This window comes from Arthrobacter sp. UYEF3 (assembly GCF_040546245.1).
Classification (GTDB): Bacteria; Actinomycetota; Actinomycetes; order Actinomycetales; family Micrococcaceae; genus Arthrobacter.
The window spans coordinates 164,055-176,579 of record NZ_JBEPNK010000007.1 but is presented as its reverse complement, the minus strand read 5'-3'; the positions used below and the strand labels follow the sequence as shown (position 1 = coordinate 176,579).

The following is a 12,525-nucleotide window of genomic DNA, read 5'->3' as shown; positions in this document are numbered from 1 at the left end:
AGTTCGACCGCGTCCTGCGCGCCCTGGAAGAAAAACTGCCCAACGTAGCGGACCACCTCGAAACCGCCCGCGCCGACGTGCTCGCGTTCACGCCGTTCCCGAAGGGCCTCTGGCGGCAGGTATGGTCCAACAACCCGCAGGAACGCCTGAACCGGGAGATCCGCCGCCGCACCGACGTTGTCGGCATCTTCCCGGACCGGAACTCGTTGATCCGCCTCGTCGGCGCCGTCCTGGCCGAGCAACACGATGACTGGATCGAAGCCCGCCGCTACCTCGGCCTCGAACTCATCCAACAGGCCCAAACCATCGGCAGCACGACCACAGAGGAGGCAGCGAACACCCCAGAACTGGCGCTCAGCGCCTAAACAAACCAAGGATCACGCGGCAACCGCAATACACCACGCATTTGGACTTGACCCGTCTCGGAGGAGCCTGAGGGCGATGATGGCGGTTACGTCCGCGGCGGCGCCTACTACGCCGGAGGGACCCGTTGAGCCGCCTGGACGGGGAGACCAAACGCAAGCTCCGGGAGATGAACGCGAGCGAGCTGCTCGAAGCCATAGATACCCAGGACGAGACGCTGTCGATCAGTCTGTCGTTCGAAGAGCGGGTGAGGTTGGTCGTCGATGACGCCTACTCCACCTTCATGCACTCCAAGGTCGCCGGGCTCATCCGACGGGCGGGGCTGCGTTATCCGAACGCGGATTTGCGTCGCATCGACCTGCTCGACGAGCGCGGCCTGAACCGGCAGCTGCTGGCCCAACTCGGCACCTGCTCGTTCGTGGACCGGCAGCAGAACGTCGTCTTCCAGGGGTTCACCGGGTCGGGGAAGTCGTATCTGGGCTGCGCGATCGCCAAACGCGCCTGCGAGCACCGCATCCGCGCCCACTACGTCCGCATGCCCGACCTCGAGGAAGCCTGGGTCGCCGCCCAAGACACCCCCGGCGGGGCCGGGAAGTTCCTCCGCAAATACGCCGCATTCACGTTGCTCGTTATTGACGAGTGGTTGCTGGACCGGCCGACGGAATCGATGCGCACCATGCTGCTGGAGCTAATGGAGCGCCGTTACGGCGAAACGTCGACGGTGTTCTGCACCCAGTATTCGCAGAAGGACTGGCACCAGCGCCTCGGCTCCGGTGTTCATGCGGACGCGATCATGGACCGGATCATCCACAACACGATCTGGGTTGAGACGGGCACCTACAACATGAGGGAGCACACCGCGCTGGCCAGCGCGTAATCGATGACGGAGGGCGTCAGTGGCTCCCAGCCACACCACCACTGGCGCTCTCTCGCACGATCGGTGGTGCTGAACCGCACGATTGGGTGGTGCTCAAAGCCTCAAATACTCACCCCGCCCCGAAAGTTTGACGCAGTGTTTTTCTTGGACACCCTTATCCTTCCCAGATTCGACTAGGGTTCGTTGCAGCTGGGCCGACCGGCCGGCGTGGAGTGGCCATCCATAGAGCGCCAGTTGTACCGCTACGGCCGCAATAACCTCGTCGCCGCAGCCAAGAACGATTAGCGGGACAACGCCTGCTGCGGCCGTAAAGTAACCGCAGCATGAGCGGGACACAAAGAAGCCCTTCCCGGTGACCCGGGAAGGGCTTCTTTTTTTGGGACTGGCTTACACCGCCACAAGCGTAGTGTCAGGGGCCCGGTCGGGCGGATACTGCACCCTAATAGTTGCTGTAGGTCAGCTTCACTTTGCCGTCCTCCAGGGTGACATTGGCGCTCATGGAAACCGAGGTTGTGTCTGTTGTGGGTTTCCAATCAGGTGTGCCGAAACCGTATGAGTTATCCCTTTCGTAGCTGACGGTGGCTTTCCCCGGAGTTTGCGTACGAATGCGCCAGGGGGAAGAGCCATAGGGATCCTTGCTCATGCTGAACGTGGGCTTCGTTGTGAGTGTCCAGTGAAGGTTCCGTGAATAGCGCGATGAACTGTAGTTATTGAGCGGGCAATTGGCCGGTTGTGCATCAGTGGACTTTACGCATTCGGCAAGATGGGCGTCGACCTGTGCCATGGCTTCGGACTTGAGGGCGTCAGAGGCGTCCACCTTGAGGCTGGCGGTGGGTGGGGCCTGAGCGGCCCCGATGGTTACCAGCGTGGTTGACTTCGGTGCCGTCAGATACTTTTCCGAGGACGGCAATTCCACCGTGTACTCCCCAGGTAACGCAGGGTAATTCACGCTGGCGGTGCCAGTAGGGCTGCCGGTACGGCCGACGTTGAGTTCCTGACCATTGACTAGTACGGTCTGCACCGGGGTGTCCGAGGTGATGGACAGGCTCCGGAGCGGTGAGGACTCCATTTTCCAGTGGTCGTCCAAGAGCTCAGGGTTCGACTTGCGGAGATTGAACGTCGTCTGCTGCTTACGGCCATCCTGATGCAGGACTGCGACCACCGTGGCGTGGTCCTCGGAGACCGTCGACGAAACAATGTCGAAGCCGTCAATGCGCTTGCCGGCTTTGGCGTAAATCTGATCGATAAGCAGGACCCTTTGATCGTTGGCCAAGCCGGGATCGGCCAGAGACATCGCTTTCGAAGCCTCGCCGTTCTGGAGCGCCTGGAGGTAGCTGTTCACGGCTTTATCGGGCCCGTTGCCGCCCTTGACGACGTTGACCGTGATGACTGCACCGACCACCAGGACAACCACGAGACCGACCGCTCCCAGGACGAGTCCAAGAGTTCGCTTAGTCCGGGCGGACATCGGGTCCCGCGGCGCCAGCGCGGGATGGTCTCCAGGCGCTGCATAGCCGGTTGGAACAGCAGCTGGCACAGGCGCAGCCGGCCGCACGGGAACCATCTTGTGAGCGATGGCCAAGGGGACGTACCTGCTGAGCTGAGGTGCGACATAACGCGCTGATGCCTCCGTCGCACCGCCCCAAAGCATCAGTACGAACGGGGTCCACCATGCCAGCGTCATGCTGCCGGCGCCGGTGGCCAGTGAACCAGCGTCGAAAGTTCCAGTAACGCTGCTGAGCCACGTCAGCAGCGCCCCGGCAACGAGAAATGCAGCGGGGAGCATCGCCCAGTCCGTGATCTTGTTTCCCACCACCGGCCCGCGGCGCAGGTACCAGAACACGGAGGTAGCCAACAGCGAGATCAGCGCCAACAGGAGCAGTAACCAACCAGCCCAGCCCGGGACGCCGTATTGGGCCAAAGCACTTCCGAAACCAAAGCTGATGTCTGAGCCTGAAGAATTGGCTGATGAAGCCACTGAGGAATGAAAATTCCATGTGCGGCTGACAGCACTCAGGTGACCAAGGCCGAACAAGAAGAAGCCCGCCGTGGGTGCCCACAAGGGCGCTGAGAGCGTGGCCTGCCAGCCAGACTTGATTCCCAGAATAAGCACAACAACCGGGATAGCAATGGCCAGAAAAACGCAGTAGTGCACGGCCACCGCTTCAAGGGTGCGGCGAACTGCCGCGCGTATACCAACACCGGCATCCGCACGGGGTCGGACTGATGCCCGCCCTGCGAGAGTTGCGAACATCCCGATTGTCAGCGCAACCAGGACTGAACCAAACGTCACTGCCCCAACGGGGCTGATCTTTACGCTCGGTGTGGGCAGCGATATGGCGAAGACCGCCCCGCTGATATTGACCAGGAGGGTAAAGACCAGGCCCGCTATGGCCGACTCGATCCAGATTCCGGTGGTTGATTGAGCTGAGGACCGTTTCGCGGCGAACCGCCCACCCAGGAACAATACCGCGATCGACGCAGCCGTCAGCAGCAAGGGAACAGCGAAGAAAGAAGCCGATCCGTGCACGTTTCCCATAAACGGGATGGTCGCGTCGATGCTCGAACCAAGTGCACCGAGCTGGCTCAGGACGACCAGTTGGACAGCCAGCTGCCCCACCAGGGACCACGGCGACGGCACGGTGCCACTTGGAAGCATGGAACTTGCCGGTACCTCGGCGTTGCCACCGTTACTGGCGCTGAGGCCGATCAACGCCAGAATCAAGAAGATGACCGCGGTGATCAGAACCGCCACGTAAGAAGTGGCCGCGACCAGGGCCCCGGGAATCAGGCTTTTATAGTCGAAAGACTTCAGAAGGGCGGACATTGGCGCAGCGCCCGAGCCAGGTGCCATGCGATCACTGTTCCCTGCGCTGCCACTGGTGCGCCCGTCTGGCGCCTCATTGGTTCGTCCGGCTAACCCGGTCTGCGCATACTGCGGTTCAGTCACAAATTCCCCCTAGTTACTTTTGTACCTCACATTGTGTCACGGACTGCTTCTAGTTACGCGTGCTTGTCGTACTTGGGGATTCCGACTCTTCAGAATTGAGAGTGTAGTTTCGGTCAGAATCCTACGGATTCCAGCAGCGATCTGGCGACATAGTAGGTGAGGTTCCGGAAGCCGAGGGCGGAGCTGCGCAGGTGCTCGAGCCGGCCATGGATCGCCTCAGTGGGGCCATTCGAGGTGCCGGGCCGGTCGAAGTAGGCCAGCGCGTCTGCCGCCAGGCGTTTGAGGGTGCGCCCGAGAGTCCTGAGCTCGGCCAGCGCGGTGGGGACGCCGCTGCTGGGGGAGTCAATCACGGATTGCATCATCTCTCGGTCTTTGGACCGGGTCCGGTTCGCGGTAGGCCGCGATCACGCGTTGATAGATGCCCCAGCCAGCCTCCACCTCAACATGCTCGTCGGCGGTGAACAGGGTTTCCAGGCGTTGGCGTTGTTTGTCGGTGAGCAGGTCTGCCCCCGTGTGGAGGGTCCGTCGGGCTTCCTAGAATAACGCCATAGATCAGGTGGCCCATGAGGCTCACCAAAGCGGCGGGATCAATGGCGAACAGGGGCATCCCCATCATGACCGGCATGATCATCAGCGGGCCCAGGATCCACCAGATAGCCCCGTACCCAACCCCGATGAGGCCGCCGCGGCCATACGAGGTCAGGAATCGGTTGCCGAACAGCACCGTCAGACCCAGCCCGATAGCCACCGAAATCATCAGATGGACGCCGAATCCGACACCGGCCGAGCTGGAGCCGACTTTAAACGCGATCACAGGCAACATGCCCATCATCGCCATCAGAATCCCGAACGCGATACCCCCAGCAACGCCCCCGGCGGCTCCGGCCAGAGCACGCCGGCCGAGGCCGGTGCCGGAGGTTTGATGTGAAAGAGCTGATTCAGAAGCCATGATGGCCTTACAGTCTGCGTCGCGCCCTGGCTGGCTCCCTGGATTCAAGGCCGCCGGGTGCTGGCCGCAGCACCCCAGGCCCCCATGTTTCAGCATGCGTTAGCCGGGCGTTGTCTTCCGTTCATCCCGCGTGGTGGGCAACTGGCCGGCGAGTCCATCTGCCGGGCCAATAGGGGCGGGAACATCTCCCTTTTCCCTTCGCGGCCGCGGACAACGGAAGAGCGGCGGTACGGTGCCGTCTGCTGCCGGGGGGCGGCCGGTGTCGCGTTCAACGAGGTCATGCTTGCCCGCCGCGTCGATTTCACCTACCTGACCTTCACTGACGGGATGACCTGGGTGCTGCAGGGCGCGGTCGTTTAGGTGAGTATGCTGCGCGTTGTTCACCCGGAGTACGCCGGGCTTTTACCCGGCACTGGGAGACTGCGTCCGGGGGCCACTAGTAAAACAATGCATTAGGAGCAGCTTCATGGCAGGTTTGGATCGCCGTCGTTTTCTTCAGCTTTCGGCCGCTGGTGCCGCGGGTACCGCGATCTCGCAGATGCTGGGGCAGAGCATCGCCCGGGCCGCGGAGATCCCCGCGAACCGGGCCACGGGCTCGATCAAGGATGTCGAGCATGTCGTGATCTTCATGCAGGAGAACCGCGCGTTCGACCATTACTTCGGCACCCTGAAGGGTGTGCGCGGGTTCTCGGACCCGCACCCGGCAGTTTTGCCCTCCGGCAAGGACGCGTTCCACCAGGCCAACGCCACGCGCGAGGTTACTCCGTTCCACCCGACGGCGCCGAACCTGGGTATGCAGTTCATGGAGGACCTGGACCTCACGTGGAAGCTCACCCATGAAGCCTTTAACAGCGGCAAGTACGATAAGTGGCTGCCGGAGAAGACCGACGCGACGATGGCGTTTTACGGGCGCAAGGACATACCGTTCCACTTCGCCCTTGCCGACGCGTTCACGGTCTGCGACCAGTACCACTGCTCAGTCCTTGGCCCGACGGACCCGAACCGTTACTTTATGTTCGCCGGCGGGGATGACCCGGACCGGAAGGGCGGCGGCCCGGACCTGTGGAACGAAGAAAAAGGGTACTGGTGGAGCACCTACCCCGAGGAGCTTGAGAAGGCCGGCGTTTCCTGGAAGGTCTATCAGGACGTCGGCGAGGGCCTCGACCCGGCGCACTATGAGGGCTGGACTGACGATGCGTACATCGGTAACTACGGGGACAATTCCCTGCTCTATTTCAAGCAGTACCAGGACGCGAAGCCCGGAAGCCCGCTTTACGAGAAGGCCCGCACCGGAACGAACGCCAAGGCCGGGGATGATCTTTTCCGGGTCCTTCGCGAGGACGTGAAATCGGGCACGCTTCCGCAGGTGTCCTACATCGTGGCCCCGGAGGCCTACTCGGAGCATTCGAACTGGCCGCCGAACTTCGGCGCCTGGTACGCCGCGAACGTTTTGGACATCCTGACGTCCAACCCGGATGTCTGGAGCAAGACGGCAGTGCTGTTCATGTACGACGAAAACGACGGCTTCTTCGACCACATCGTCCCGCCCCACCCGAACACCCCGCAGATCCCGGGCGCCTCCACGGTCTCCACGGCAGGGGAGTGGTACGACGGTACCCCGACGTTCTACGGCAGCAAGGACGTTCCGGGACATTTCGGCCTTGGCGTCCGCGTGCCGATGATCGTGGCCTCGCCGTGGAGCATGGGCGGCTTCGTCTGCTCCGAGACCTTCGACCACACCTCCATCATCCGGTTCCTCGAGGCCCGCTTCGGCGTCGCGTCCCCGAACATCACGCCGTGGCGCCGCGCGGTCAGCGGCGACCTCACCAGCGCCTTCGACTTTTCCGACCGCGGCGGCGAGGCGCCGTCCCTGCCGGCCACCACGGCCTATAAGCCGGCTGACCATAACCGGCACCCGAGCTACGTTCCGACGCCCCCGGCGACGAATACGATGCCCGAACAGGAGAAGGGCACGCGTCCGTCCCGCCCGCTCGGCTACGCCCTCGACGTCGAGACGAAAGTCGACGGCGGTAAGCTCACCGCCCACTGGGCGAACCGGGGCACCCTCGGCGCGCACGTACAGGTCCGCTCCAACATGCTTCCGCAGGCCCCGTACTCCTACACCATCGGGGCAGCTTCCGCACTCGACGCGTCCTGGGCGCTCGGCACGGAGTACGACGTGCACATGCACGGCCCGGCCGGCTGGTACCGGCGCCTGGCCGGAACCACGGCCGAAACGGACCTCCGCGTCACCGTCACCACCGACGGCAAATCCCCGCACGCGAAGTTCCGGATCGAGAACACCGGCCCCGCGGCCTTAGCCGTGACCCTCAAGGACGCCTACGGCGCCGGCTCCCAGTCGCTCTCGCTCAACCCGGGCCAGGGCAAGGCCGTTGTCATCCCGACCCACGGCGGCTGGTATGACCTGATCATCACCTCGGCCGCCGACCCGAAGCTCATCCGCGTCCTGGCCGGCCGGCTCGAAAACGGGCGCCAGCTCACGAGCGATCCCCAACTGGGCCGGGGCGCGAACGAGCGTCAGAGCGAGGACTGAAAGCTTTCGTTTACTCAGCCGATACCTCGGCCCTACTTTGCTGCACTACCCGAGAAAAAGGTGCCCCGTCCGGGGCGTAACCCGAAAGGATTATTTAATGCTCAACATGCTGAAGAGCCGGAGGGCAGGCGCAACAGCGCTTGCTGCCACCGTCGCGTTCACCGGATTCGCAGCCGTCGGTGCGGCTGCGCCCGCGGACGCGCAGTCGACGTCGGGTGCTGTCGCCCAGGCCAACAAGCAGGGGGACGGGCAGTCCAGCGGGCAGGGGGAGAACGGTCCTGACCACGTTTTCGTCATCATGATGGAGAACCACGGCTACGACCAGGTCATCGGCAACACCGCCGACGCGCCGTACATCAATTCCCTTGCCCGGCGCTACAACACTGCGACGAACTATCACGGTGTGACCCACCCGAGCCTGCCCAACTACCTGGCCACCATTTCGGGAAGCTCGCAGGGCATCTGGGATGACTGCAAAGCCGGCGCAGATGTTACGTGTGCCCCCGAAGAGTTCGTCCCGGGCTCCAGCGACACGGCTGTCACCGGGAGCCTCACCCCTGCCCAGGTCGCCGGCGCTTCGTCCACTGCGCACATGTTCTCGGGCAAGAATATTGTTGACCAGCTCGAGAACAAGGGCCTGAGCTGGAAGGCATACATGGAGAGCCTCCCCAGGACCGGTTCCCAGGTCGAGTACGCGCCCACGATCGGCTCCTCAACGGTCAAGCTGTATGCACAGAAGCACAACCCGTTCATGTACTTCTCGGACGTCAACTACCCGGGCAGCCCGCGCCTTCAGAACATTGTGCCCCAGGAGAACAACCTCAAGGCCGACCTGGCCAGCAGCAAGGTGCCGAACTTCGTCTGGATCAGCCCGAACCAGTGCCACGACATGCACGGAATGTCCGCCTCCGGCGCTGCCCTCGTCGGGATGCCTAAGTGCGGTTACCCGGACTCCGGCCTGGACCACGGCGTGATCCAGCTCGGCGACGCCTACGTCAAGCAAACGGTCCAGCAGATCATGGACTCACCGACGTGGAAGACGACCAAGTCCAGCATTGTCCTGGCCTGGGACGAGAACGACTACTCCGGATCCGACGGCGGCCCGGGGAGCCCGGTCGGGCAGAACGGCGCCGTCCTCGGCGGCGGGCACGCACCCGCGATCGTGATTAACTCAGCGGAAGGCCCGCACAAGACGACCAACCAGGTCTCCGATCACTACACCCTGCTCTCCACCATCGAGCACATGTGGCACCTCGGCTGCCTGGCCAACACCTGCTCACCCACCACCTCGGGCACCTTCGAAGAACTCTTCAGCCAGACGGAGAACAACAACTCAGACACCAACACCGAGCGTCACAACGACAACGGACACGAAAGCAAGGACGGCCGGGACTCCGGGAACTAACCCCCAGCAGTCCTGCGAGCTCTGAGCACAGCCCGAGAGCGCTCAGGGAAATGCCACCCGGCTAAGGTGCCGGGTGGCATTTCTGTTCCCGCCTCAATAACTCAAAACCCAGGGGCAGGACCTGCAGAGATCCCGATCAAGTGCGTCAGGACGGCCGCATGCTGGGGGACCTTTACGGGTCAACCCTTTACTTCATATTCTGACGGTGTAAGAAGTGTTGGGCGGCCAGGTCGCCGAGGGTGACGTGCAGGGTTTGGGAGGTCTTGCCGCGCTGCACGTCGATGTCGACCTGCTGGCCGGGATCTTGTTTCCTGAGGGCGGCAAGCAGGTCTGTCACATTTGTCACCGGTGTCCCGGCGAACTTGGTGATGATGTCTCCGGCCTGCATGCCCGCCTGCTCGGCGGCGCCGCCTTGGGAGACATTGATGACCAGTGCTCCGGAGGATGCGGGAACGGAGAAGCGTTGGGCCAGCTGCGGGGTGATGTCGGTGGGGACTACGCCGAGGGCGGCGTGCTTGACGGTGCCGCTCTTGAGCAGCTGGTCGGCGACCTCGGTGACGGTGGTCGATGGGGTCACGAAGCCTATTGCCACCGCTCCGGAACTTGGTGGCAGGTATGCCTCGGAGAGTCCGATGATTTGCCCGCTGGAGTCGGCCACGGCCCCGCCGGAGTTTCCGGGGGAGATGGGCGCATCGGTCTGGAGCAGGTCGATAGCGCCGTGGGGGGATTCCTTGGAGGGCGGCATGTTCCGGTGCAGGCCAGAGACAATTCCGGAGGTGACGGTTTCCTCCAGCCCCAGCGGGCTGCCGATGACCACGGTCATCGAGCCCACCTCCGGGGTCGATTTGGCGAACTTCGCGGCGGGAAGGTCCGTGCGGTTGATTTTCAGGACGGCGACGTCGGTGACGTCGTCGACGCCGACGACGGTGGCCTGGGTCTGGGAGCCGTCCGCGAACTGGACTTGCACGTTTTTGAAGGGCTGTTTTTGTTGATCTTCGACGACGTGGGCGTCGGTGACGATTGCTCCGTCGCTGTGATAGACGACGCCGCTGCCCAGGCCCGCGGCGGTCCGGATCGTGACGACGGACGGCTCGACGTCTTTGACCAACCCGGTGATCGCGGGCAGGCCGGCCCCGGCGGCCAAAGCTGTCGCGGAAGAATCGCTTGGGGATGGCGCCGGCGAAAAAGAACCGTTCGTGGCGCTAGCCACAGGGTTACCGGTGTAACCGGTCAGCGTGAGCGCCGCTGCCGTCGCGCCGGCCGCCGGGCAGCCACCGCCGCTCAGTTTCGCCTCAGGAAGCAGCTCAGACCCAGGAATTCGACCTTGTTACCGGACGCAGAAGGACCCGCGAAGCCGGGGTTGCTTCGCGGGTCTTTCTATGTCGGCGGCGCCTGGGCTCAGCGCCACAGGCCGGTCTTTGCTTGGTCCGGCTGTGCGGCGGTGTTACCGGGAGCCGGGGGCGTCGCCGGGATCGGTGTGGTCACCGGTCTGTTCGACATTCGGCCCGGTATCACCGGGGGTTTCCGGAGCGTCTGCCTTTTCGGTGCCCTCGGCAGCGTCGGGGGCATCCGGCGTGTCACCGGGGGTTGGGGTGTCGACCGCGCCCGGTGCGTCTGCGACGTCGCCGGGGGTGGGCGTGTCCGCTGTGACGGACTGGGTGGTGGTCGGTGACGGGGTTGCTGCGTTCGCGGCCCCGAGGCCGAGCCCGGCCAGGCCGAGGACTCCTGCGCTGACGATGACGATTTTTGTCCTGGTTTTCAGGTCCTTGACGTTCATGTCCGGCTCCTTTCGTGGCGGCCTCTGAGCTCCGCCGGTGCCTCCCGGTGCGGGTGGCGATGGTTCAAGTGTTGCCTGCGGGACCTGAGAGGAGACTTAGCGTCCTTGAGGTCCGGCTGAGACAGGATAGCGGGACGGAGTTTGTTTCTCCCCGGTCCCCGGCCCATCCTTGGAACATGGATGCTGACCGGGTTCCGCCACTTCCCCGCCGTGCGCGCTGGGGTGTGCGCAAGCGTGCCACCGCAACCGCGGTCCTGGTCGTCGCGGCGGCACTGGTCGTCGGTGGCCTGGTCCTGCTCGTCCTGCTCCAGACCTCCCTTGTAGCCTCAACGGAAACATCAGCCCGGCGGCAGGCCGCGGACGTCATCGCACAGATTTCGGGACAGGACGTCGCAGAGGCCGGCCAGTACATTGCCTCGACCGCCCACACCGGCCAGTACGTCCAAATTCTGGCGCCAAGCGGGACGGTTTTCGCCGCTTCCGTGCCGGCAGCGAAGACCGTTGCACTCACCGCCCTGCGCCCGGGACCGGGAGAGACACTGACTCAGGACGTGTCCGGGCTGCCCAGCCTGCGTGACGGCGATGATTTCTTGATCGTGGCGACAGGCGTCGACGTTGGCGGCCGGCTCTACACGGTCGTCGTGGCCGCGACGGTGCAGGTCCAGGCTGACACGGTTTCCACGGTTGCCTGGTTCATCCTCGGGGCCACGCCGGCGCTGCTGGCTGTCGTGGGCGGTTCCGTCTGGGTGCTGGTGGGCCGGTCCTTGCGGCAGGTTGAACGGATCCGCGGTCAAGTCGCGGGCATCAGTGCCCGGAGTCTGGACGGGCGCGTGGATGTGCCGCCCACCGACGATGAGATCCAGGCGCTGGCTGAGACGATGAACATGATGCTGGGCAGGTTGCAGGCCTCAGACCAGGAGCAGCGCCGCTTCGTCTCGGACGCCAGCCATGAACTGCGCAGCCCGCTTGCGACCCTCAGTGCCGGAGTGGAGATTGCCGCCGCTGACGCCTCCGGCGCGACCTGGGAGCAGATGAAAACCGTTTTGGCAGGGGAAACAGCCCGGATGCGTTACCTGGTCGAGGACCTGCTGACCCTGGCCAAAACCAACGACGGGGGCCTGCGGCTCGAGACCACGGACGTGGACCTCGACGATGTGCTGAATGAGGAAGTGCTCCGGTTGCGTTCCACCAGTACCCGGAGGATCGAGGTCAGCCTTGAGCCCGTCAGGGTCGCCGGGGACCCGCGGCGCCTGGGCCAGGTCGTGCGTAACGTCCTGGACAACGCCGACAGGCACGCAGCTTCCCGGATCAGCATCCGGCTGCGCAACACCAACGAAGGGGCGCTCATCACGATCGACAACGACGGGGCGCCGGTGCCGGTGGTCGACCGGGAACGGATTTTTGAGCGGTTCGTCCGGCTGGATCAAAGCCGGTCTCGTGAAAGCGGTGGGAGCGGACTGGGCCTGGCGATCGCCGCAGGCATCATGGCAGCCCACCGCGGCTGGATCCGCACCGGCGAAGCCCCCGGTGGGGGATGCCGGTTCGAGCTGGGCATCAGGCAGGCCCACGCCACCGCCCGGCCACAAGTGGTGCCGGACCAGGCGGGGGACCCGCGGCACACCGACGTGCCGTGAAGGCGCCGTTTCCGGC

The 12,525-nt window shown here is 64.1% G+C and carries 10 protein-coding genes and 1 pseudogene; 6 read left to right on the top strand and 5 right to left on the bottom strand.

Translation table 11 applies throughout. The features are described from left to right. The coding region (locus ABIB14_RS07640; protein ID WP_354235278.1) for a transposase at positions 1-365 on the top strand (365 nt) is incomplete at its 5' end. A 125-nt stretch (positions 366-490) separates the two neighbouring features. Then, complete coding sequence (locus tag ABIB14_RS07635; RefSeq protein WP_354235277.1) at positions 491-1,240, top strand: ATP-binding protein; 750 nt, start codon at positions 491-493, stop codon at positions 1,238-1,240. Between the two features lie 439 nt (positions 1,241-1,679). Here ABIB14_RS07635 and ABIB14_RS07630 read toward each other — a convergent pair whose 3' ends face one another. The 3 genes and pseudogenes from ABIB14_RS07630 to ABIB14_RS07620 form a co-directional block, all read right to left on the bottom strand. Beyond that, the gene (locus ABIB14_RS07630; RefSeq protein WP_354235276.1) at positions 1,680-4,094 is read right to left on the bottom strand and encodes a hypothetical protein; all 2,415 of its coding nucleotides are present in this window, start codon (positions 4,092-4,094) and stop codon (positions 1,680-1,682) included. A gap of 209 nt (positions 4,095-4,303) precedes the next feature. Beyond that, positions 4,304-4,721: pseudogene (locus ABIB14_RS07625) on the bottom strand (transposase); the annotation flags it as partial. Beyond that, positions 4,630-5,139, bottom strand: a complete 510-nt coding sequence (locus ABIB14_RS07620; protein ID WP_354235275.1) for a hypothetical protein — start codon at positions 5,137-5,139, stop codon at positions 4,630-4,632. The pseudogene ABIB14_RS07625 and the gene ABIB14_RS07620, both read right to left, overlap by 92 nt. Positions 5,140-5,196: 57 nt before the next feature. On the opposite strand from ABIB14_RS07620, the gene ABIB14_RS07615 reads away from it, so the two are divergent. The 3 genes from ABIB14_RS07615 to ABIB14_RS07605 all read left to right on the top strand — a co-directional run bounded on the left by ABIB14_RS07615 (position 5,197) and on the right by ABIB14_RS07605 (position 9,098). Then, complete coding sequence (locus tag ABIB14_RS07615) at positions 5,197-5,499, top strand: hypothetical protein (RefSeq protein ID WP_354235274.1); 303 nt, start codon at positions 5,197-5,199, stop codon at positions 5,497-5,499. A 106-nt stretch (positions 5,500-5,605) separates the two neighbouring features. Continuing rightward, on the top strand, positions 5,606-7,693 hold the full coding sequence (locus ABIB14_RS07610; RefSeq protein ID WP_354235273.1) for a phosphocholine-specific phospholipase C: 2,088 nt from the start codon (positions 5,606-5,608) through the stop codon (positions 7,691-7,693). Between the two features lie 97 nt (positions 7,694-7,790). After that, complete coding sequence (locus ABIB14_RS07605; RefSeq protein ID WP_354235272.1) at positions 7,791-9,098, top strand: alkaline phosphatase family protein; 1,308 nt, start codon at positions 7,791-7,793, stop codon at positions 9,096-9,098. A 187-nt stretch (positions 9,099-9,285) separates the two neighbouring features. Here ABIB14_RS07605 and ABIB14_RS07600 read toward each other — a convergent pair whose 3' ends face one another. Beyond that, positions 9,286-10,242 carry a S1C family serine protease gene (locus ABIB14_RS07600; RefSeq protein ID WP_354235271.1) on the bottom strand — a complete coding sequence of 319 codons (957 nt, stop codon included), beginning with the start codon at positions 10,240-10,242 and terminating at the stop codon, positions 9,286-9,288. A gap of 300 nt (positions 10,243-10,542) precedes the next feature. Next, positions 10,543-10,875, bottom strand: coding sequence for a hypothetical protein (locus ABIB14_RS07595; RefSeq protein WP_354235270.1), 333 nt, complete (start codon positions 10,873-10,875; stop codon positions 10,543-10,545). 176 nt (positions 10,876-11,051) lie between these two features. On the opposite strand from ABIB14_RS07595, the gene ABIB14_RS07590 reads away from it, so the two are divergent. Beyond that, a complete protein-coding gene (locus ABIB14_RS07590; protein WP_354235269.1) occupies positions 11,052-12,509 on the top strand; it encodes a sensor histidine kinase in 1,458 nt (485 codons plus the stop codon). Positions 12,510-12,525: the final 16 nt, after the last annotated feature.

Excerpts from the sequence above, each read along its gene's own strand:
- ABIB14_RS07630 (WP_354235276.1), bottom strand. The coding sequence starts at position 4,094 with ATGGCACCTGGCTCGGGCGCTGCGCCAATGTCCGCCCTTCTGAAGTCT.
- ABIB14_RS07620 (WP_354235275.1), bottom strand. The coding sequence starts at position 5,139 with ATGGCTTCTGAATCAGCTCTTTCACATCAAACCTCCGGCACCGGCCTC.
- ABIB14_RS07610 (WP_354235273.1), top strand. The coding sequence starts at position 5,606 with ATGGCAGGTTTGGATCGCCGTCGTTTTCTTCAGCTTTCGGCCGCTGGT.
- ABIB14_RS07605 (WP_354235272.1), top strand. The coding sequence starts at position 7,791 with ATGCTCAACATGCTGAAGAGCCGGAGGGCAGGCGCAACAGCGCTTGCT.
- ABIB14_RS07595 (WP_354235270.1), bottom strand. The coding sequence starts at position 10,875 with ATGAACGTCAAGGACCTGAAAACCAGGACAAAAATCGTCATCGTCAGC.
- ABIB14_RS07590 (WP_354235269.1), top strand. The coding sequence starts at position 11,052 with ATGGATGCTGACCGGGTTCCGCCACTTCCCCGCCGTGCGCGCTGGGGT.